General features: G+C 73.5%; 13 protein-coding genes and 1 pseudogene. 10 read left to right on the forward strand and 4 right to left on the reverse strand.

The window, feature by feature from the left end; all coding sequences use genetic code 11:
• Window positions 1-45: 45 nt before the first annotated feature.
• Window positions 46-1995, forward strand: a complete 1950-nt coding sequence (locus ACSP50_RS08250; RefSeq protein WP_014688703.1) for an APC family permease — start codon at window positions 46-48, stop codon at window positions 1993-1995.
• 70 nt (window positions 1996-2065) lie between these two features.
• Here ACSP50_RS08250 and ACSP50_RS08255 read toward each other — a convergent pair whose 3' ends face one another.
• A complete protein-coding gene (locus tag ACSP50_RS08255) occupies window positions 2066-3289 on the reverse strand; it encodes an MFS transporter (RefSeq protein ID WP_014688704.1) in 1224 nt (407 codons plus the stop codon).
• Between the two features lie 70 nt (window positions 3290-3359).
• On the opposite strand from ACSP50_RS08255, the gene ACSP50_RS08260 reads away from it, so the two are divergent.
• The 9 genes and pseudogenes from ACSP50_RS08260 (at window position 3360) to ACSP50_RS08305 (ending at window position 16353) form a co-directional block, all read left to right on the forward strand.
• Complete coding sequence (locus ACSP50_RS08260; protein ID WP_014688705.1) at window positions 3360-4418, forward strand: helix-turn-helix transcriptional regulator; 1059 nt, start codon at window positions 3360-3362, stop codon at window positions 4416-4418.
• A 1280-nt stretch (window positions 4419-5698) separates the two neighbouring features.
• Window positions 5699-6100, forward strand: coding sequence for an SAV_6107 family HEPN domain-containing protein (locus ACSP50_RS08270; RefSeq protein WP_014688707.1), 402 nt, complete (start codon window positions 5699-5701; stop codon window positions 6098-6100).
• Between the two features lie 764 nt (window positions 6101-6864).
• Window positions 6865-7650: pseudogene (locus tag ACSP50_RS08275) on the forward strand (hypothetical protein); the annotation flags it as partial.
• Between the two features lie 432 nt (window positions 7651-8082).
• Entirely contained in the window at window positions 8083-9789 is a 1707-nt protein-coding gene (locus ACSP50_RS08280) for a DNA polymerase Y family protein (protein WP_043513738.1), read from the forward strand.
• Between the two features lie 12 nt (window positions 9790-9801).
• Complete coding sequence (locus tag ACSP50_RS08285) at window positions 9802-13206, forward strand: error-prone DNA polymerase (RefSeq protein WP_014688710.1); 3405 nt, start codon at window positions 9802-9804, stop codon at window positions 13204-13206.
• Between the two features lie 42 nt (window positions 13207-13248).
• The gene (locus ACSP50_RS08290) at window positions 13249-13623 is read left to right on the forward strand and encodes an SSI family serine proteinase inhibitor (protein ID WP_014688711.1); all 375 of its coding nucleotides are present in this window, start codon (window positions 13249-13251) and stop codon (window positions 13621-13623) included.
• Window positions 13624-13672: 49 nt separating this feature from the next.
• On the forward strand, window positions 13673-14419 hold the full coding sequence (locus tag ACSP50_RS08295; RefSeq protein ID WP_014688712.1) for a methyltransferase domain-containing protein: 747 nt from the start codon (window positions 13673-13675) through the stop codon (window positions 14417-14419).
• Window positions 14416-15732 (forward strand): alkaline phosphatase family protein, encoded by a 1317-nt coding sequence (locus ACSP50_RS08300; protein WP_014688713.1) that lies wholly within the window; start codon window positions 14416-14418, stop codon window positions 15730-15732. The genes ACSP50_RS08295 and ACSP50_RS08300 overlap by 4 nt, the downstream gene beginning before the upstream one ends.
• A gap of 228 nt (window positions 15733-15960) precedes the next feature.
• Window positions 15961-16353, forward strand: a complete 393-nt coding sequence (locus tag ACSP50_RS08305) for a DUF3040 domain-containing protein (protein ID WP_014688714.1) — start codon at window positions 15961-15963, stop codon at window positions 16351-16353.
• 662 nt (window positions 16354-17015) lie between these two features.
• Here ACSP50_RS08305 and ACSP50_RS08310 read toward each other — a convergent pair.
• The 3 genes from ACSP50_RS08310 to ACSP50_RS08320 are packed head-to-tail and all read right to left on the reverse strand — an operon-like array spanning window position 17016 to window position 21816.
• Window positions 17016-19481, reverse strand: a complete 2466-nt coding sequence (locus ACSP50_RS08310) for a DUF3488 and transglutaminase-like domain-containing protein (RefSeq protein WP_014688715.1) — start codon at window positions 19479-19481, stop codon at window positions 17016-17018.
• Window positions 19478-20776 carry a DUF58 domain-containing protein gene (locus ACSP50_RS08315; protein ID WP_043511039.1) on the reverse strand — a complete coding sequence of 433 codons (1299 nt, stop codon included), beginning with the start codon at window positions 20774-20776 and terminating at the stop codon, window positions 19478-19480. Before ACSP50_RS08315 ends, ACSP50_RS08310 begins: the two co-directional genes overlap by 4 nt.
• Window positions 20777-20778: 2 nt before the next feature.
• On the reverse strand, window positions 20779-21816 hold the full coding sequence (locus tag ACSP50_RS08320) for a MoxR family ATPase (RefSeq protein WP_014688717.1): 1038 nt from the start codon (window positions 21814-21816) through the stop codon (window positions 20779-20781).
• Window positions 21817-22085 lie beyond the last annotated feature (269 nt).

The following is a 22085-nucleotide window of genomic DNA, read 5'->3' on the forward strand; positions in this document are numbered from 1 at the left end:
CCCTAGTGCATCCTGACATCTGCACGTGACGAGGAAGAGGGTGGCATGAGCACCGAGATCAACGTTCCGGCGGTGGTGGCGCCGGTTCGCGAGCGGATGTCCCAGCGGCCCCTGTCGAAATGGCTGCTGGCCCACCGGGTGCAGCCGGTCGGCCCGGAGTCGGAGAATCCGGCCCACGAGCAGGCCTGGTGGAAGGTGATGTGCCTGACCGGTGTGGACTACTTCTCCACGCTGTCCTACCTGCCGGCGATCGCGGCGCTGGCGGCCGGCGCGCTGTCCCCGTTGGCCACCCTGTTGATCGTGGCGCTGACCCTGCTCGGCATGCTGCCGATGTATCGGCGGGTCGCCCGGGAGAGCCCGCACGGGCAGGGCTCGGTGGCGATGTTGGAGCACCTGCTGCCGTTCTGGCGCGGCAAGATCTTCGTGCTGGTGCTGCTCGGCTTCGTCTGCACGTCGTGGATCATCACGATCACGCTGTCCGCGGCCGACGCCACCGTGCACATGTCGGAGAACCCCAATCTCCCGTCCGCCCTGCACGGCCACCAGGTGCTGATCACCGTGGTGCTGCTGCTGATCCTCGGTTTCGTCTTCCTGCTCGGCTTCAGCGAGGCGGTCGGCGTCGCGATCCCGCTGGTCGCGATCTTCCTGCTGCTCAACGCGGTGATCACGGCGGTCGGCCTGGCCGACGTGTTCGGCACCCCGGGCGCGCTGTCCGCGTGGACCGACCGGCTGACCGAGCACGGCAGCGGCTTCTTCGACGTCCTCGGCCCGGCGGTCCTCGCCTTTCCGGCGCTGGTGCTCGGGCTCTCCGGCTTCGAGACCGGGGTCAGCATGATGCCGCTGATCAAGGCGGCGGACGGGGAGGCGCGGGTCCGCAACACCCGCAAGCTGCTCACCACCGCCGCCGCGATCATGAGCGTCTACCTGATCGCGACCAGCTTCGTCACCACGGTGCTGATCCCGCAGAAGGAGTTCGAGGCCGGCGGCCAGGCCAACGGCCGGGCCCTGGCGTATCTCGCGCATCTGAAACTCGGCGAGGTCTTCGGCACCGTCTACGACATCAGCAGCATCCTGATCCTCTGGTTCGCCGGCGCCTCGGCGATGGCCGGCCTGATCAACATCGTGCCGCGCTACCTGCCCGGCTACGGCATGGCGCCGGAGTGGGGCCGCGCGGTCCGGCCGGTGGTCCTGGTCTACACGGTGATCAGCATCGGCATCACGATCGCCTTCGGCGCCGACGTCAACGCGCAGGCCGGGGCGTACGCGACCGGCATCCTGGCGATGATGGTCTCCGGCGCGGTCGCGGTGACCATCTCGGCCTTCCGCGCCCGGCACCGCGGCGCCACCATCGGCTTCGGCGTGCTCACCCTGGTGCTGCTCTACGCGCTGGCCGACAACATCATCGAGAAACCGGACGGCATCGCGATCTCCGCGGTCTTCATCGCCGGGATCATCCTGGTCTCGCTGATCTCCCGGGTCACCCGGACCACCGAGCTGCGCGCCGAGCGGATCGAATTCGACGAGCCGGCCCGGCGCTTCATCGCCGACTCGATCAGGCACGACGGCGAGCTGAACATCGTGGCCAACCAGCGTCAGGACGGCGACGAGGCGGAGTACGCGGTGAAAGAGGGCGAGCAGCGCGGGATGAACCCGGTGCCCGGCCGGGCCGACATCCTCTTCCTGGAGGTCGACGTGGTCGACCCGTCCGAGTTCAGCGAGGTCCTGGCGGTGCACGGGATCGAGGTCGGGTCGCACCGGATCCTGCGGGTGCAGAGCCCGGCCGTGCCCAACGCGATCGCGGCGGTGCTGCTCGCGCTCCGCGACGCGACCGGGGTGCGGCCGCACTGCTACTTCGAGTGGGCCGAGGGCAGCCCGCTCGGCCACCTGTTCCGCTATCTGCTGTTCGGGCGCGGCGACACCGCGCCGGTGGTGCGGGAGATCCTGCGCCAGACCGAGGCGTCTCCCGACAAGCGGCCGCGGGTCCATGTCGGCTGAGAGACGATCAGCGGGTACGCCGTGAGCCCACCCGCCACGCCGCAGACCTCCGCCGGTCCGCCGCCGTGGGTTACGCCGCCGCCGTGGGTTCTGCCGCCGCCGTGGGTTCTGCCGTCGCGGGCGTCGGTTCCCGGCCGGCCGTCGCGCGCAACGGGCCGGCCAGCGCCAGGGTGACCGCGACCGAGGCGCCGGCCATCCCGCTGATCGCGACGGCCGGTGAGCTCAGCTCGGCCAGCGTGCCGGCCAGCGCGGCGCCGACCGCCTGCATGGTGAGCATCCCCGAGGCGTGCAGGCCGAGTGCCTGACCCCGGTGCTCGGCCGGGGTCAGCTCGACCAGACGCTCCTGCAACAGCAGCGTCGAGCAGTAGCCGACCGCCGCCACCGCGGCCAGCACCACCGCGACCGGCAGCGCCGGATGCAGCAGGAACGGCAGGTACGGCACGGCCAGCAGCAGTCGCAGAAACGGCGCGAGGCGACGCCGCCACACCGGCGGCAGCAGGCGACCGGCCAGCACGTCGCCGGCCAGCATGCCCAGCGCCGAGGCCGCCAGCAGCAGCCCGGCCCCGGCCGGCGCATACGGCACGAACATCGCCTCGCAGCCGACGATCAGGCCGTTCGGGACCCACAGGCCCAAAAAGATCGGACGTACGCCGGAAATCGCCCACAACCGCGCGTTGACCCGCATCGTCGCCGCGACCGACAACCGGCCCGGGTCGCGCGCAGCGCGGCGGGCCAGACCCACCCGGGCCAGCCCGGCCGCCACCAGGTGCAGGGCCGCCGCCGCCAGCAGGGTCCGGTCCGGCGACAGCACGGCCACCAGCGCGCCGCCGGCCGCGAATCCGGCGATCTGCGTCACCCCGACCGAGACGTTCAGCATCGACCGGCCCAGCAGGTATCCGCCCGCCGGCAGCAGATCGTTGAGCAGGCCGTTGCGGACCCCGCCGCCCACCGAGGCGACCAGGCCCGTCGCGAGCAGCACCCCGAACAGCGCCGGCACCGGCAGGTCCGGCACGCTCAACACCGCGGTCAGCAGACCGGTCAGCGCGGCCACCCCGGTCAGCGCGGCCCGCGGCGGCCACCGGTCGGCGGCCGACATCAGCAGCGTCGCGCCGGCCAGTTGCGCCAGCGACGGACCGAACATGCTCAGCGCCGCGAGCAGCGGCGAACCGGTGCGGTCCCAGACCCCGGTGGCCAGGGCCAGCCCGGCCACCGTGACCGCGGCGTTCTGCAGACACGAGGTGACGAACAGCGGGGCGAAACCGGGCACGCGGAACAACTGGCGATAGGTGCGCATGGTTCGTCAGTCTTCGGGCCGGTCCCGCCCGGCCGTTAATGTTTCGCACAGCGGCGAAAGGTGGACCCGGGTGGGCTGGTGGCAGATCGACGCCGACACCCTGGCCGGCAGCCGGTTCGTGCTGTCGCCGCTGGCCGAGACGACCGCCGGGCTGATGCGGCTGCGCTGGGACAGCGCGGAGCACCCGGCCGACCGGCCCTGGCTGCGCGCCCACCGGCCCGCCTACCGGGCCCGGCTGGCCGCCGACCCGATCACCGCGCGGCTGGTGGACGCGGCGCTGCGGCCGCACTGGATCGCCGACTTCATGGCGCCGCCGCCCGAGATCGCGGAGCGGTCGTTCGCGGCGGAGGTGGCGGTGATCCGGGCCACCGTGCCGGCGGCGGCCCGGCAGCACATCGCGGAGGGATTGGCCGGTGGGCTGCCGGTTGGGCTTGGCCGGGAGGATCCGGGGGTGCGTGCCTCGGCCGGGCTTGACCGGGAGGATTCCGGTACGCGCAGCCTGGCCGGCTTGCCGGCTGAGCTTGACCGGGACGACCTCGGCGAGCGGATGGCCGGGCTGCTGACCTGGCTCTGGCAGACGGCGATCGCGCCGGACTGGCCCCGTCGCCGGCGGATCCTGGAAGCCGACGTGCTGGCCCGGACCCGGCAGCTCACCCAGGGCGGCTGGCAGGCCGCGCTGAACGGGATGCGCGACGGGATGCGGTGGCTGGGCGGCGGGCGGCTGCAGATCAACGCGTACGACTATCCGCCCCGCGACATCTCCGGGGCGCAGCTGCTCTTCGTGCCGACCACGCTGGGCCGCGGATGGGCGGCCTGGGAGAATCCGGATCCGACCCGGTACGCGCTGATCTATCGGGCGTCGGGCGTGCTGGCCGAGCCGGGACGGGCGGCGCCGGGGGCGCTGGAACGGCTGCTCGGGGCCGGGCGGGCCGGGGTGCTGGTGGCGCTGGCGCAGCCGAAGAGCACCAGCCAGCTGGTGGCGATCACCGGGCTGGGGCTGGGGTCGGTGGGGCGGCATCTGAGGGTGCTGCTGGAGGCGGGGCTGGTGATGCGGCGGCGGGCGGGGCGGAGCGTGCTCTACACCCGCACTCCGGCGGGGGAGAGTGTCGTGCGGGCGGCCTCGGTCTGATCGTTCCGCTTCTTTCCAGCCGCCCGCGCCCGCCTGCCCGCGCCCGCCTGCCCGCGCCCGCCCGCCCGCGCCCGCCCGCCCGCGCCCGCCCGCCCGCGCCTGCTGCCGCCCGCGCTCGCCCGCCCGCGCCTGCTGCCGCCCGCGCTCGCCCGCCCGCGCCTGCTGCCGCGCGCGCCCGCTGCCGCGCGCGCCCGCTGCCGCCCGCGCTCGCCCGCCCGCGCCCGCATCCAGTTGCTTGCGGCCTCGGTGTTTGCCGTCGATTGCCGGCTGCCGTTTCCGGTGGATCGCGTCTCCGCTCGGCCGGTTCGGTGTCGATCATCTGTTCGAAAAAGTGGGTGGCGTGGCGCTCTGAAGGTTGCGGTTTTGTCGTAGGCGGGTGTTAGTCTCTGATGTAGTTAGAACGGATGTTCGAAAGAGCGTTCGATCTGACCCTGGGAGTGCGTTTCGCGGCGTGACTTCCGGGCGCGGCACCCGCGAAGTGCCGCATGCGTGGTCCGGGCATTCGCGGGTTCGGGCCTCGCGACAAGGCAGGCCGCCGTTCACTGCCCCCGACCCCCGGTGGTGGGCGGCGGACCCGCCGGCGGTGACCGGCCGGGTGTGGTGTGGGGAAGCTTCACATCCGGCCGGTCCGCAGCCGGGGCTCCTACTGCCCGTGGGGCCCCGGCACCCCGGCCGTAGGGCCACTCCCGGCAGGGGGTGGTCACGGCCAGGTCCGTTGCGTCTTCCTCCGCGGCGGTCCGGTTCGGCCAGCATGTCGGATGCGGAACAGGCGAGGAGGAACGACCATGGCGAGCAGCACGGCCCACGGCCTGATGCCGGTCCCGGGTCTGACAGCGGTTTCCGGCCCGGATCCCGGCAGGGCGGCACCTCCCGCCCCGGCGGCCCCCAGCCGCCCACCTTCCGTCCCGGCGGCCTCTGATCGGCCCTCTTCTGCTCTGGCGGCCTCTGATCGGGCCTCTTCTGCTTTGGCGGCCTCTGATCGGGCCCTCTCCGCTTCGGCGGCCTCTGCCCTGGCGGCTTCCGCCCCGGCCTCTGCCCTGGCGGCTTCCGCCCCGGCCTCTGCCCTGGCGGCTTCCGCCCCGGCCTCTGCTCTGGTGGCGGCTGCTTCGGCGGCTTCCATCCCGGCATCTTCTACTCAGGCGGTTTCTGCCTCGGCGGTTTCTGGCCCGGCATCTCCTGTTTCGGCGGCTTCCGGGCGGGGCCTCGGGTCCGCTCTTGTGGTGCCCGGTCCGGTGGGCGTGGGGAGTGCGCGGGCCGAGATGCCGACTGTTCCGGCGCATATGTTGCCGCAGCGGACCCCTGCTCAGCTGCTGGCGATCGCGCGGCAGGGGCTGGCCGAGGCGGCGCATACGGCTCCCGACGGTCTGCGATACGCGGCGGCTCATCTGGCCGCCCTGCGCGCGGCCGCGGCCCTGCTCGCGGCTCGGGCTCGTCCGGGCGCGCCCGGACGGCGCACCAAGGCGACGAGCGTCTGGTCACTGCTGGTGATGGTCGCGCCGGAGTTCGGCGAGTGGGCGGGCTATTTCGCCCTAGGCGCCAGCAAACGCGCGGCGGCCGAGGCGGGCATTCCCCAGGTGGTGAGTGCCCGGGAGGCGGATGACCTGCTGCGTGCGGCCGAGCAGTTCGTGACGGTGGCCGAGTCCTCCCTGGGCTTCTCCTATCAGCCCCCGTTGGCGGCTTGACCCGCGCCGTTCGCCTTGATCTGCACCGTTCGACTTGATCTGCGCTGTTCGCCTCGACCCTGGGCCGTTTGCATTGACCCTGCGCGTTCGTATTGACCATCCGCGTTCGTCGAAGGCCCTGGTCGCTGCGAGTCGGAGGGATTCGGCGGCTGAGCGGAGGGATTCGGCGGCTGAGCGGTGGCGGGTGGCTGCCCGCTGCGCTGATTTCCGACCGGCTTTGCCGTTCGACCGGCTCCCGCTGATGGGCTGGCAACTCCGGCTTGCCCGTTGGGGATTTGTCCACTCGCACCTTTGGAGTGCTCGCCGTGCTCAGGAACCTAGATCGCGGCCCGCGGGTGTCGGAAGGCTCGGAAGTTCAGCGCCGGGCAGACATGACTAGGCGGGTAGCGATCTTGCGGAGGCGGTCTGGACAGCGGGGCGGTCTGGTGGCGAGGTGGTCCGGAGATCTGGCGGCGGGTGGTCTGGACAGCCGGACGGTTTGGCGGCGGGTGGTCTGGACAGCGGGACGGTTTGGCGGCGGGACGGTTTGGCGGCCGGGCAGTTTGGCGGCGGGGAGGTTCGGCGGCGGGACGGTTTGGCGGCGGGTGGTCTGGACAGCGGGGCGGTTCGGCGGCGGGGTGGTGTGGCAGTGAGGTGGCTGGGTGGCGGGGCGATGTAGCGGCGGGTGATGTAGCTGAAGCGGGGCTGGGGCCCGATAGGTAGCGGGTTCGGGCAGAGGGTGTCGCCGCGATGGGGAAGTACACGGGGATACAAGGCGGGGCACGATGGCAGGGCGCATGATCAGCGGGACGGCTGCGCTCGCGGAACTGGTTCGGCCGGCGAGTGAGGCGGCGGAGCCGGGAGCGCACCGGATGCTGCCGGTGGCCAGTGAGCTGGGCAACCTGCTGCCGGGGCGCGGACTGCGCCGGGGCAGCACGGTGGCGGTGGCCGGAGGCCGGGTGGCGCGGGCCGGCGGGGGGACCTCGCTGATGCTGGCGCTGCTCGCGGCGGCGTCCCGGGCGGGATCCTGGTGCGCGGTGGTCGGACTGCCGGCGCTGGGGGCGCTCGCCGCGGCGGAAACCGGCATCGTGCTGGAACGGCTGGCGCTGGTGCCCGAACCCGGGCCGGACTGGCCGACCGTGGTCGCCGCGCTGATCGACGGGGTGGACGTGGTGGTGACCGCGGTGCCCGGGCCGGTGTCCGCGTCCATCGCCGGGCGGCTGGCGGCCCGGGCGCGGCAGCGGGGCAGTGTGCTGGTGCCGTTCGGGGACTGGACCGGGGCCGACGTGACACTGCGGGTCGGCCGGGGGAACTGGGAAGGCCTCGGAGACGGCCGTGGCCGGCTGCGCCGGCGCGAGGTCACCGTGCTCGCCGGCGGCCGCGGCGCGGCGGCCCGCCCCAAAGAGCTGACCCTCTGGATGCCGGGCCTGACGTCCCGCCCGGGAACCCCGGCGGCCCTGCCCGTCGGCTCGGCCGGCATGCCGGACGCCCCACCCGTCCGTCCGGTCGCCGTACCCACCCTCCCGGACCTTACGGCCGACCCTCCCGGCAGCACGCTGCCCGCCCCGGGTAACCGGCCGCTCCGCGCCGTCCCGGACCTCACCGCGTCGACCCCCGGCCCGGAGCACCCGGAGCCGGGGGCGTCCACGTCGCGGCGGGGTGGGGCTTCAGCGCGGCGTGGACGGTGGGGCACCGGTCCGCGTGGCGGTGAGAGGGCGCGGCATGAAGTGCCGGCCGGGGCCTCAGCGGGCGAGTGAGCGGCGAGGGGCTGGGCGGCGAGGGGCTGGGCGGCGAGGGGCTGGGCGGCGAAGAGGTGGGCGGCGAGGGGCTGGGCGGCGAGGGGCTGGGCGGCCGGGGAGCTGGGCGGCGAGGGACTGAGCGGCCGGGGAGCTGGGCGGCGAGGGACTGAGCGGCCGGGGAGCTGGGCGGCGAGGGACTGGGCGGTGAAGGGCTGAGCGGTGAGGGGAGGGGACGTGGGGGTGGAGGAGGGGGTGCGGACGCTGATGGTGTGGTGTCCGGATTGGCCGGTGGTGGCGGCGGAGATCGAGTTGGGGGTGCCGGGGGACGGGGCGGTGGCGGTGATGGCGAACAACCGGGTGCTGGCCTGTTCCGAGGCGGCTCGGCGGGAGAGTGTCCGGCGGGGGCTGCGGCGGCGGGATGCGCAGGGGCGGTGTCCGCATCTGATCGTGGTGGAGCACGACCCGGGGCGGGATGCGCGGACCTTTGAGGCGGTGGTGGCCGCGGTGGAGGAGGTCGCGGCCGGGGTGGAGGTGGTGCGGCCGGGGGCCTGCGCGCTGGCTGCCCGGGGGCCGGCCCGGTACTACGGAGGGGAGGAGGCCGCGGCCGAGCGGATCGTCGAGCATGTGGCGCAGACCTGCGCGGTGGAGAGCCAGGTGGGGATCGCCGGTGGGGTGTTCGCGGCCGGGATCGCGGCGCGCGGCGGGCAGATCGTGGCGGTCGGGGGGACGGCCGGGTTTCTGGCCGGCATGCCGGTGGACGCGCTGGACCGGCCCGACCTGGCCGACCTGCTGCGCCGGCTCGGGGCCAAGACACTCGGGGAGTTCGCCGCGCTGCCGGCCGGGGACGTGCTGACCCGGTTCGGCTTCGACGGGGCGCTGGCGCATCGGCTGGCCCGGGGCGGCGATCATCGGCCGCTGGCGGTCCGGCAGCCGCCGGTCGACCTGGCCGTCACCGAGACGTACGACGAGCCGCTGGACCGGGTGGACACCGCCGCCTTCGCCGGCCGGGTGCTCGCCGAACGACTGCACGAACGGCTGGCCGGGCACGGGCTGGCCTGCACCCGGCTGGGGGTGGAGGCGGTCACCGCGGACGGGCAGGAACTGCACCGGGTGTGGCGGCACGACGGACTGCTGGGCGCGGCCGCCATCGCCGACCGGGTGCGCTGGCAGCTGGACGGCTGGCTGACCGGGGGCCGGCGGTCCGGGCCGGCCCGGCCGACCGCCGGCCTGGTCCGGCTCAGCCTGATCCCGGACGGGCTGCTGGCGCACGCCGGGCTGCAACCCGGGCTGTGGGGGGACGCGGGCGCCGAACGGGACCGGGCGCACCGGGCGTTCAGCCGGGTGCAGGGCCTGCTCGGGCCGGAGTCGGTGGTGACCCCGGTGATCGGCGGCGGGCGGTCCGGGAGTGATCAGGTCCGGCTGGTGCCGTGGGGGGACGAGCGCACCCCGGCCCGGCCGGCCGCGGTGCACGCCGATCCGATTCCCGGTCTGGTCACCGTTCCGGTGCTCGACCGCGCCATCGCCCCCGACCTGCCCGGCCGAGAGAACGGGGGCACGGCACCCCGGAAAGGCGCGGCGGCGGAGAGGGGCGCGGCGGGCGCGGCTGACGGCGTACGCCGCAATCGGGGTGAAGGTGTGGGTTTGCCGCCGTGGCCCGGACGTCTGCCGCGGCCGTCACCGGCGATGGTGCTGCCCGAGCCGCTTCCCGCGGTGGTGCATGACGAGCTCGGGCTTCCGGTCGGCGTTTCCGCGCGTCTGGAGCTCACCGGCACGCCGGCCAGCCTGGCCGTCGGGCGGTCGGCGCCGCTGCCGATCACCGGGTGGGCCGGGCCGTGGCCGGTCGACGAGCGGTGGTGGGCGCCGGAGGAGGCGCGGCGGCGGGCCCGGTTCCAGATGTCGCTGGCTGACGGGCGGGCGCTGTTGTTGTCGCTGGCGGCGGGGCAGTGGGTGGTGGAGGCGATCTATGACTGAGTGGGCAGGGCGATGAGTTTCCACAATCCGGCGAGGCCATGGGCCGATCTGGTACGCGATCTCGACGGACGGAGGAACGGTGGCGCAGACCGGGGCGGAGACGGGCCGAAACCGGCCGGGAAGCCGGGGTTGTGGGCCGCTCCCGGGCCGGAGCAGGTCGCCGATCCGCTCGTGGTGGACGGTGACGGCGGTGATGCACCGGCCTGGACCCGCAAGCGGGAGCCGTACCGGGCGGCTCCCGGGTTGGTCCGTTCGGACGCCGAGGTCGCGTACGCCGAGTTGCACTGTCACACCAACTTCAGCTTCCTGGACGGCGCCAGCCATCCCGAGGAACTGGCCGAGGAGGCCGCCCGGCTCGGCCTGACCGGGCTGGCGGTCACCGACCACGACGGTTTCTACGGTGTGGTCCGGTTCTCCCAGGCGGCCCGGGAGCTGCGCCTGCCCACGATTTTCGGGGCCGAACTGTCGCTGGGCCTGACCCGGCCGCAGAACGGCGAGCCGGATCCGGAGGGCACCCACCTGCTGGCCCTGGCAAACGGTCACGACGGGTATGCGCGGCTGGCCCGGGTCATCTCGCAGGCCCAGATCCGTGGCGGGGAGAAGGGCAAGCCGGAGTACGAGAGTCTGGAACAGATCGCCGAGATCCTGCACGACCACGTCCTGGTCCTGACCGGCTGCCGCAAGGGCACCGTCCGGCAGGCGCTGGCCACCGAGGGGATGGACGCCGCGGCCTGGGAGCTGGACCGGCTGGCCGACCTGTTCGGCCGGTCGAACGTGGCGGTCGAGCTGACCGATCATGGTCATCCGTACGACGGGGACTTCAACGACGCGCTGTGCACCCTGGCCCGGGAGCGCCGGCTGGAGGTGGTGGCGACCGGCAACGTGCACTACGCCACCCCGGCACGCCGTCGGCTGGCCACCGCGCTCGCCGCCGTCCGCGCCCGCCGCGGGCTGGACGAGATGGACGGCTGGCTGCCCGCGGCCGGCACCGCCCACCTGCGCAGCGGTGCCGAGATGGCACGCCGGTTCCGGGACTATCCGGGGGCGGTGGCGAACGCCGCGATGTACGGCGAGGGGCTCTCCTTCGACCTGAACCTGGTCGCCCCGCGGCTGCCGGACTACGACGTGCCGCCCGGGCACACCGAGATGAGCTGGCTGCGGGAACTGACCATGCGGGGCGCCCGGGTCCGGTACGGGGAGCACCATCCGAAGGCGTACGCGCAGCTGGAGAAGGAGCTGCGGATGATCGAGGAGCTCGGGTTCCCCGGCTACTTCCTGGTCGTGTACGACATCGTGGACTTCTGCCGGCGCGAGAAGATCTACTGCCAGGGGCGGGGGTCGGCGGCGAACTCCGCGGTCTGCTACGCCCTGTGGATCACCAATGTCGACGCGGTGGAGTACGACCTGCTCTTCGAACGCTTCCTCGCCCCGGAGCGGGACGGCCCGCCGGACATCGACGTGGACATCGAGTCGGACCGGCGCGAGGAGGTGATCCAGCACGTCTATCAGAAGTACGGGCGGGAGCACACCGCCCAGGTCGCCAACGTGATCTCGTACCGCCCCCGGTCGGCGGTCCGGGACATGGCCCGCGCGTTCGGGTTCTCGGCCGGTCAGCAGGACGCGTGGAGTAAACAGATCGATCGCTGGGGCGACGTGGCCACCGCCGACAGCGACATCCCCGAGATGGTCGTCGACTATGCCAACGCGGTCCAGAACTTCCCCCGCCACCTGGGCATCCACTCCGGCGGGATGGTGATCTGCGACCGGCCGATCATCGAGGTCTGCCCGGTCGAGTGGGGCCGGATGCCCGGCCGCAGCGTGCTGCAGTGGGACAAGGACGACTGCGCGGCGGTCGACCTGGTCAAGTTCGACCTGCTCGGGCTCGGCATGCTGTCGGCGCTGCACTATGCGTACGACATGATCGAGGACGAACTCGACATCGGCACCATGCGGCTCGACGACGCCGAGGTCTACACGATGCTCTGCCGGGCCGACTCGGTCGGGGTGTTCCAGGTGGAGAGCCGCGCGCAGATGGCGACGCTGCCCCGGCTCAAGCCCACCCGGTTCTACGACCTGGTGATCGAGGTGGCGCTGATCCGGCCGGGGCCGATCCAGGGCGGCTCGGTGCACCCGTACATCCGCCGCAAGAACGGCCTGGAGAAGCCGGACGTGCCGCACCGGCTGATGGAGAACGCGCTGCGCAAGACGCTCGGGGTGCCGCTGTTCCAGGAGCAGTTGATGCAGCTCGCGATCGACGTGGCCGGTTTCGATCCGGCCGAGGCCGATCAGTTGCGGCGCGCCATGGGCTCCAAACGGTCCGTGGAGAAGATGGAGAGGATCAAGAGGCGGTTGTACGAGGGGATGGCCGGCAACGGGATCACCGGGGAACTCGCCGACGACCTGTTCCACAAACTGTCCGCTTTCGCCAGCTACGGCTTCCCGGAGAGCCACGCGATGAGCTTCGCCTACCTGGTCTACGCGAGCGCCTGGCTGAAGCGGTACCACCCGGCGGCGTTCTGCGCGGCGCTGCTCAACGCCCAGCCGATGGGCTTCTACTCGCCGCAGACGCTGGTCGACGACGCGCGCCGGCACGGGGTTGAGGTGCGCCGCCCGGACATCAACCGCAGCGACGCGATGGCCACCCTGGAGACCACCCCGGACACCCGGCGCAAGGCCGGGGTGGGGGAGGCGCCGCAGGTCTGGGGGCTCGGCGGCCCGGCGGTGCGGCAGGGGCTGCGATCGGTGCGGACGATCGGGGCCGACCTGGCCGAGCTGATCGAGAACGAACGGCGGGAACACGGGCCGTACCGCTCCATGACCGATCTTGCCCGGCGGACCGGATGCTCGATCGCGAACCTGGAGGCGCTGGCCACGGCCGACGCCTTCGCCTCCTTCGGATTGTCGCGCCGGGAGGCGCTGTGGGCCGCCGGCGCGGCCGCCCAGGACAAACCGGACCGGCTGCCGGGGACGGTGACCGGCACCGAGGCGCCGACGCTGCCCGGGATGAGCGAGGTGGACCTGCTGGTGGCGGACGTGTGGGCGACCGGACTGTCGCCGGACACGCACCCGGCGCGGTTCCTGCGGGAGCAGCTGACCGGGGCCGGGGCGCTGTCGATCGCCGACCTGGGGACGGTGGCGGCGGGCAGCCGGGTGCGGGTCGGCGGGATCGTCACCCACCGGCAGCGGCCGGCGACCGCGGGCGGGGTGACCTTCGTGAACCTGGAGGACGAGACCGGGATGCTGAACGTGACCTGCTCGCCGGGGCTGTGGCTGCGGTACCGCCGGGTGGCGCGCAGCAGTGCGGCGCTGCTGGTGCGGGGCAGGCTGGAGAAGGTGGAAGGGGTGCTGAACCTGGTGGCGGACAGGTTGGACGCGCTGCACCCGCCGGTCACACCAGCCTCCCGCGACTTCCGCTGATATGCCGGAAATTTCCCGACAAATAGCATAGGGTGCGTCACCATGTTGCTACGCATCTGCACCGGTTTCGTCGCCGCGGTCGTCCTGGCCACCGCCGCGCCGGCCGCGGCGGCCCGACCGGAATCCCGGCTCGTCCTCACCTACGCCGGCGAGACGGGGCGTCCGGCGGCCGTCCGGCTCACCTGCGACCCGGACGGCGGCGAGCACCCGAAAGCCGCCCAGGCCTGCGCCGAACTCGGCCGGGTCGGCGCCGACCCGCGGAGACTCAAGCCCGCCGACCGGCTCTGCTTCATGCTCTACCAGCCGGTGACCGCGCAGCTGCGGGGCACCTGGCGGGGCCGGCCGGTGAAGTGGACCCAGCGGTTCGGCAACGGCTGCGAGATGACCCGCGCCACCGGGGTGCTCTTCGCCTTCTGACCGACGCCGTTCCTGATAACGGGTTGGTCCGGCCGATAGGCTTGCGCGCGTGGACACCGCTATCGCACGTACCGGCCGGCCGCTCGTCACCGCCCGCACCGCCGCGGTCTGGGCCGTCCTGCGCCGTGAACTGGAGCGCAACGCCGGCCGCGAGCTGACCGTCCTGGACGTCGGCGGGGGCACCGGCGGGTTCGCTGTGCCGCTGGCCGAGGCCGGGCACACCGTCACCGTGATCGACGCCAGCCCGGACGCGCTGGCCGCGCTGACCCGCCGGGCCGCCGACGCCGGGGTCGCCGGCCGGGTCCGGGCCGTGCAGGGCGACGGCGACGCGCTCGCCGGCCTGGTCGAGCCGGGCAGCGCCGACCTCGTCCTGTGCCACGCCGTGCTGGAGGTGGTCGACGACCCGGCGCGGGTGGTCACCGCGATCGCCGGCGCGCTGCGGCCCGGCGGGGCCCTCAGCCTGCTGGTCGCCGGGCGGGCCGCAGCGGTCCTCGGCCGCGCCGTCAACGGGCACCTGCGGGCGGCGTCGGCGCTGGTCACCGACCCGGAGGGCCGGTCCGGGCCGCGCGACACGCTGCGCCGGCGGTACGACGCGGAGACCGCCGCCGCGCTCCTGCGGACCGCGGGGTTCGAGGTGGAGCAGACCCACGGCGTACGGGTGGTCGCCGACCTGTTGCCGGCCGCCGTGCTCGACGAGGACCCGCAGGCGGTGCTGGAGCTGGAGCTCGCGCTGAGCGCGCAGCCGCCGTTCCGGGACATCGCCTCCCAGCTGCACCTGTTCGCGCGCCGGCCATGAGCGCTGTCCCGGCCGCCGGCGCTGACCCGGGCGGCTCGTCGTCCGCCGCTGATCGTCTTTCCGGCGCCGGTGCGGATCCGGGCGGCCTGTCGTCCGCCGCTGATCGTCTTGTCGATGCCGGTGTGGATCCGAGCGGGCCGGCTCCCGACGACGGGCTGCATCCGGACGCGCTGCGGACCGTTCATCCGGCGTACGGGTCGGGCAGCCTCGCCGACCTGCTGCCCAGCGTCAGTGCCGTGCTCGGCGTGCCGGGCGCGGCCGACGTGCTCGGTCTCGGCGCCCGCCTGGACGGCGTCGACCGGATCGCCGTGCTGCTGATCGACGGCCTCGGCGCCTACCAGCTGCCGCTCGCCGCGCCGCACGCCCCGGTCCTGGCCGACCTGGCCGCCGGCGGGCGTGGGCACGCCGCGACGCTGACCGCCGGTTTCCCGTCCACCACCCCGGTCAGCCTGGTCACGCTCGGTGCCGGGGTGCCGCCCGGCGCGCACGGGGTGCTCGGATTCACCGTCCGCCGCCCGGACGGCCGGCCGCTCACCCACATCCTGTGGGACGACGACCCGGACCCGCGGCGATGGCAGCCGGTCCCGACCCGGATGGAGCTGGCCGCCGCGGCCGGGGTGCGGGTCACCGTGGTCAGCCGGCCGCAGTTCGAGGGCAGCGGGCTGTCCCTCGCGGCGAACCGGGGCGGCGTCTACCGCGGCGCCGCGGACGGTGCCGCGGTCGCCGACGGGATGCTGGCCGCGCTGCGCGAGGCGGACGGGCCGGCGCTGGTCTACGGGTACCACCCCGATCTGGACCACTTCGGGCACGAGGACGGGGTGGGTTCGCCGAGCTGGCGGGCGGCGGCCCGCGGGGTGGACCGGCTGCTGGACCGGGTGGTGCACGGGCTGCCGCCACGCTCCGCGCTGCTGGTGGTCGCCGATCACGGCCAGCTGAACGTGCCGATCGAGGGCCGCCGGGACATCGCCGCGATCCCGGAGCTGCGGGACGGCGTGGTCGGGGTCGCCGGTGAGTCCCGGGTCCGCTACCTGCACGTGGCGGACGGCGCGCGGGATGACGTGATCGCCAGCTGGCGCGGGGTGTTCGGCGCCGAGGCATCGGTACTGACCCGCGAGGAGGCGATCGCCGGGGGCTGGTTCGGGCCGGTGCCGGCCGCGCACGCCGGGCGGATCGGCGACGTGGTGGTGATCTGCCACGGCCGGGCGGTGGCGATCGCCTCCGGGTGGGAACCGGTCAAGGCGGGACAGCTGGTGGCGTACCACGGATCGGTCACCGCGGCCGAGATGACCGTGCCGTTGTTGATCGCCCGCTGAGCGCCCGGCATCCGCATCACTCGATGTCGTGATTGTTTCACCATAGGTAATTGGGCTGGTGAGCCGGGCTTTTCGGACGAATCGATCTTCCGGGCAGGGAAAATCACCCGCACTCGGCCGTCGTCCCGCTTTCCGACCCGCCGACCCCCTCGTAGACTTGCGTGATAAGGCAGCCGACGGCTGCCCCGGCCCCACTTTGGGCCGGACATGCGCCCGGGGAGGAATGCCGTGCCGCTCTCGGAGCACGAGCAGCGGCTGTTCGATCAGATCGAGCGGTCGCTTGCCGAGGACCCCAAGTTCGCCTCGGCTGTGCGGGCCAGCGACCCGCGTTTCCACGCACGGCGCCGGCTCATCATCGCCGCGTTCGTGATCGTGCTGGGCCTGGCCCTCGTCGTCTACGGAGCGGCTTCCGGCACCGTGTTGCTCGGCGTCGCCGGCTTCGTCGTGATGCTGGGGGCGGCCGCGTTCGCGATGCAGTCGCGCAAACGCGGGCAGGCCCCCGACCTCAAGTCGGTCGGCGGGACCGCCTCGCGGCGCACCCGTCAGGGCCGTAAGGGCAACGGCGGTCTGCTGGACCGCCTGGAGGACCGCTGGAGGCAGCGTCCGGAGGGGCATCGCTGACGGCCCCACCCGGCACCCGACGATCGGCGGCCTCCGGGCCGCCGTCGTCGTTCTCTGCTTCCGGCGGCGCGTCGTGAGTTCCGCGCGCCCCGTCCAGTCGTCATTCTCTGCTTTCGGTGGTGGGTCGTGACGCTCCCGCGGCCCGTCATGAGTGCTTCCGGTGGTGTGCCGTAAGCCATGCCCGGGCGCATCAGGTCGTCATTACATGCTTCCGGTGGTGCGCCGCGTGGCGGCCCGTCGGGTCATTCTCTGCTTCCCGCGGTACGCCCTGTCCGGCCCAGCGGGTCAACCGCACATGTCGGGGCCGGCACGCATAGCCGGGCAGACGCCGAGGCCGGAAACTTCACGCGGCGCCGTCCTCCGGGACGGCGCCGCTCATGCTGAAGGTCGTTGTCGATGCGGCCCGCCGCGGATGGTGCGGCGCCCGCGGAGGCGGGTGGTGTGTCGCTGGCCGCCACCGAGTGGCAGCCGCCGAGTGACAGCCGCCTGGTGGCGGCTGCCGACGGCGCCTGGTGGCGGCCACCGACGGTGTCTGTCGTGCGGCCGCCGGCGGTGCCTGTCGGGCGGCCGCTGGCGGTGCCTGTCGGGCGGCCGCTGGCGGTGCCTGTCGGGCGGCCGCCGACGGCGTCTGCCTGGTAGTCCCTGGTAGCCGCTGGCGGCGCCTACCGCCCGCGGGGGAGCAGGCGGCGGGGGTTGAAGCGGGTCAGGAAATCGCCGGTGCTGGCGGCCGCCTCCATCGTCCGGGTGCCCGCCTCGGCCAGGCCGAGACGCCAGCTGAGCAGGATCGACGGCGGGAACAGCGCGGCCCGCAACCGGACCCACCCGGTGGTGGAGTGGGCCAGGCCGGCGCGGACCCGGCGCAGGGCCGTGGTCAGTTCGGCGCCCTGCATCGGCTGGCGGGCGTACCGGGCCCGTTCCTCGGCCGTGCCGAGCAGCTCGGCGGCGCCGGCCGCGTCCGCTTCCAGCAGGGCCTCCTTGACCAACCGCTGGGCGGTCAGCCGCGGGGTCTCGGTCGGGTCGACCGCGAACTGGAAGTCGACCATGGTGTCGATCAGCTCGTCCCATGCCGCGTGGGCGTCGGCCCGGGCCTGCGCCGACCCGGGGGACACCTCGATCCCGGTGACCGCGCCGGACGGTCCGGCGATGCCCGGGTCGACCGAGGTCGCCGGGGGTGGCCCGACGGTCGCGGCGTGCCGTTGGCGCCGGAGCAGGACCCGACGCAGGGCCGGGACCAGCAGCAGCGCAATCATCGTGGCGACCACCGCGCCGACGATCAGGCCGGTCCAGCTCTGCTGGTCGCTCTCGAAGGTGCCGCCGGTGGCCAGGTCGCTGCCGTCATCGGCCCGGTTGGGGCGCTTGCCGGTGCCGGCCGCGGCGGCGGACGCGCTGGCACCGGCGACCGGTGCGGTCGTCGCCGAGGCGGTCGGTGTCGCGGTCCGGTCGGTGTCCGGCGCCCAGTTCGAGCGGGACGCGCCGGCCACCGAGCCGGCCGGTGTCGCGTCGAACGGCACCCAGCCGAAGCCCTGCAGGTAGACCTCGGTCCAGGCGTGCGCGTTGCGGTTGGTGATCACGTACGCACCGTTGTCCTGCGGGGTGCCGCGGGTGAACCCGAACGCCACCCGGGACGGGATGCCGGCGTCGCGGACCATCCACGCCATGGCCGCCGCGTACTGCTGGCAGTAACCGGTCTTGTTCCTCAGGAACGCCTCGATGTCGGAGAGGTTCCCGGTGGACTGGGTCGACACGCTGTAGTTGAAGTTGTTCTTGCGGGAGAAGAACTCGTAGATCGCGCGGATCTTGTCGTAGTCGTTCGTCTTCCCCTTCACCAGCCCGGCGACCAGCGTGTCCACGTACTTGTTGTCCGGGTGGGCGGTGAACAGCTTGCGCATCGGGTCGTCCGGCCCGAGGGCCGGCGCGGTCCGCAGCTGGGCCGGCGTGTACAGCGCCCGCAGATAGTCGATCGAGTACTTCTGCTTGCCGGTGTTGCTGCGGTTGGAGTACAGCACCTGCTGGTTGGGGTCGTACGCCCAGTTGCCGGACAGATCCTTGATCGCGATCGGGTTCGAGTACATCGGGGCCATGCTCTGCCGCAGCAGGTCGCTGACCTCGATGTCGGCGTGATGCTGCTGGAAGGCCACCTGGTCGGTCGCGCCGTCGTGGTGCGGGTCGGGCAGGCTGCCCGCCTTGAGCGTGTTGCCGCCCGGCGGCTGGTTGCTGAAGCCGTCGTTGCTGAGCAGGTCGGCGACGCCGAACCGGAGGTAGAACGGGTCCTTCTCGTCGGTGCGCACCTTGAGCAGGTTGACCGTGGTGGTCTGGTTCAGCTGGCCGCTGAGCTTGGCGAACAGGTTGATCTGGCCGCCGCCCTTGCCGAGGCCGCCGCCGGCCCCGCTGCCACCCTGGGTGAGCTGGGACAGCAGGCCGCCGTTGACGGTCGGCACGATCAGCGGCAGCAGCACCGCCACCAGCACGCCGGCCAGGCCGAGCCGGCGGCCGGCCGAGGCCAGCGGGGACGGCTCCCAGACGTCGACGTCCCGGCCGTCGCCGGTGAACCGGCGGCCGAACCGGCGCACCCGGTCCACGTTGTCGGCGACCAGCAGCCACAGGTAGCCGCAGGCGCCGATGATGAACGGGGTGACCGGGACGCTGTCCAGGTAGACCGCGACCGGGATGGAGTAGATCGCGAGCATCGGCAGCCCGGCCAGGGCCGGCCGCCGGAACACCGCGGTGAGCAGGTCGACCACGATGGCGACCACGCCGATCCCGAGCGTCGCCACGAACAGCAGGCCGTCGCGGTCGGGCACCGGCACGGCGTACGCCCGGGTGTCGTCCCCGGCCTGCTGGATGAGGTCGCCGAAGTGCGCCAGCGTGGCCGGGGTCGGCACCAGCAGCTCGTGCCCGCTCGGGAAGATCCAGGTGAGTGTGATCAGCAGGCCGGCGACCATGCCGAGCGCCTGCGCCCAGCTGGGGAACCGCAGGGTCCGGGTGAGCACCGCGGTGCCGGCGATCATCACGACGGTCAAGACCACCCGCAGCAGCCAGCTCCAGGTGTCGAAGATGGTGGCGAGCGGGGCCGAGCCGAGCAGGGTGGCGCCGGCCGCGACGAGTCCGAGACGACGGCGGCCGGTCATCGGGTCACCCCGCTGACCGTCTCGGCCATCGCCGCGCGGTAGGCGAAGCCCTGTGAGCCGCGGCCCACCGTGGGCCACAGCGCCGGCAGGGTGTCGCCGTGCGTGACCGGTACCGAGCGCCAGCCGCCACGGACCAGCGCCAGTGACGCCGCCGCGTGCTCCCGGTCCGACTCCTGCCGGTCCCCGGCGGTCATCGGCACCCAGGTGTCGCTGTCGATGGCGAACCCGATGCAGGTCGCGCCGTTGCCGCGGAGCTGCCCGAGCAGCTGCGCCTCGGCCGTGGTGAGAGTGCCGAACAGGCCGATCACCAGGCCGCCGTCGGATCGCCGGCGGACCTGCTCGACCAGCAGCGCCAGGTCGCCGGCCGCGGCGAGTTTCACGTCGGCCAGGGCGTCCAGGATCAGGCCGTCACCGCCGGGCTCGCTGCCGTCGAGGTCGGACCCGTCGCCGGTGACCAGACGCACCTTGTAGCCGGCCTCGCGCAGGTGCGCCGCGATGCTGGCGGCCGCCGAGACGGCCCACTCGAAGCTGGCGGTCGGACCCTCGCCGCGGTGCGCGATCGCCCGGGTGTCCAGCACCACGGTGGCCCGGCTCTCCCAGGGCTGCTCCTCGCGGCGGACCATCAGCTCGCCGGTGCGGGCGGTGGACCGCCAGTGCACCCGGCGCAGGTCGTCGCCGCGCCGATACTCCCGGGTGGCCGCGTCGTCCTCGCCGTGCACCGCCACCGAGCGGGCCCGGCTGTCCCCGGTCCCCGCGTACTCCCCGGCCAACCGCACCCGGGGGAGCGGCGTGACCTGCGGGATCACGGTGAGCTGGTCGACGCTGGGGAACGAACGGGTCAGCTCGCACAGTCCGAACGGGTCGGTCAGCCGGATCACCAGCGGGCCGATCGGGTACCGCCCACGGACGTCGGCGCGCACGGTGTAGGCCACCGAGCTGGCCTGTTGCGCGCCGAGACGTTCCAGCACCACCCGGGGGCGGCTGCCCAGCGCGTACGGCAGGCGGTCCTCCAGCAGCATGGTGCCGGTGGGCAGCCGGGACAGGTTCTGCAGGCGCAGGATCACCCGGGCGCTGGAGCCGACCGGGGCGCGGCCCGGCTCCAGCGACCGGGTGCAGGCCAGCTTGTAGCGGCTCCGGCCGACGTACGCCGCGGCCAGCAACGGCAGGGCGGCCAGCAGCACCGCCACGCGCAGCAGGTCGCGCTCACCCAGGATGAGCGCCGAGATGCCGGCGGCGATCGCGGCGGCCAGGAACGAGCGGCCGCGCGTGGTGAGTCCCCGCAGCGCCTCCCGCATGGTCATCGCCCCCGGGACTCGTACTGCGTGCCGCCGGTCCGGGTGTCGTACGGATTCCGGTTGGCCACCGGGATCGGCAGCCGGTGCACGATCTCCGAGACGATGGTGTCCGTGGTGCGCCGGTTCAGCTGGGCGTCCGCGGTCGGGATCAGCCGGTGCGCGAGCACCGGCACGGCCAGCGCCTGCAGGTCGTCCGGGAGCACGTAGTCGCGGCCCTCCAGCGCGGCGACCGCCTTGGCGGTGCGCAGCAGCTGCAGGGTGGACCGCGGGGACGCGCCGAGGCGGATCTCGGGGGCCTCCCGGGTCGCGGTGACCAGGGCGATCGCGTACTGCTGGACGGCGTCCGCGGCGTGCACCGCGCGGGCCGTGTCGATCAGCCGGCGGACCAGTGCGGCATCGGCCACCGCGTGGATGTCGTTGAGCGGGTCGTGGTCGCCGTGCAGGCCGAGCATGGCCAGCTCGGCCCGGGGGTCCGGGTACCCCATCGCGATCCGGGCGGTGAACCGGTCCCGCTGCGCCTCCGGCAGCGGGTAGGTGCCCTCCATCTCGATCGGGTTCTGGGTGGCCACCACCATGAACGGCGCCTGCAGCTCGTAGGTGGTGCCGTCGACGGTGACCTGCCGTTCCTCCATGCACTCCAGCAGCGCGGACTGGGTCTTCGGCGAGGCGCGGTTGATCTCGTCGCCGACCACCAGGTTGGCGAAGACGGCGCCCGGCTTGAACTCGAAGTCCCGGGTCTCCTGGTTGTAGACGCTCACCCCGGTGACGTCGCTGGGCAGCAGGTCCGGAGTGAACTGGATCCGGCGGACCGAGCAGTCGATGGAGCGGGCCAGGGCCTTGGCGAGTTTGGTCTTGCCGACGCCCGGCACGTCCTCGATCAGCAGGTGACCCTCGGCCAGCAGGACCGCGAGGGCCAGCCGCACCGTCGCACTCTTGCCCTCGATGACCTGCTCGATGTTGGTCATGATGGCCTGCGTCGCGGTGCGGAACTCGGCGTTCGACAGCGGTCCGGTCGGCTCGCCCCAGGTCGGCGTTGTCACGGGCTTCCTCCAAGTGATACGTACCCCGCGGTGGACGACTCACCGTCGTCAGGGCACCCCAAGTCTGCGGGCGCCCAGCGGTCCGTGAACCTCCGGCGCTCGCCGCCCGTCCTGACAGGTTAGCTCCGCCGGTACACCCCTCCGAAAGGCCGGAACGAGCAGGGTTTTCGAGAAAACCGGACGAACATGGTCCATTTACCGAGAGTGATGGGGCCGTACGGGGTATACCGGTCGCCCGGCGTTACGGAGAGCGAGTATCATGGCGCGCA

The organism is Actinoplanes sp. SE50/110 (genome assembly GCF_900119315.1).
Classification (GTDB): Bacteria; Actinomycetota; Actinomycetes; order Mycobacteriales; family Micromonosporaceae; genus Actinoplanes.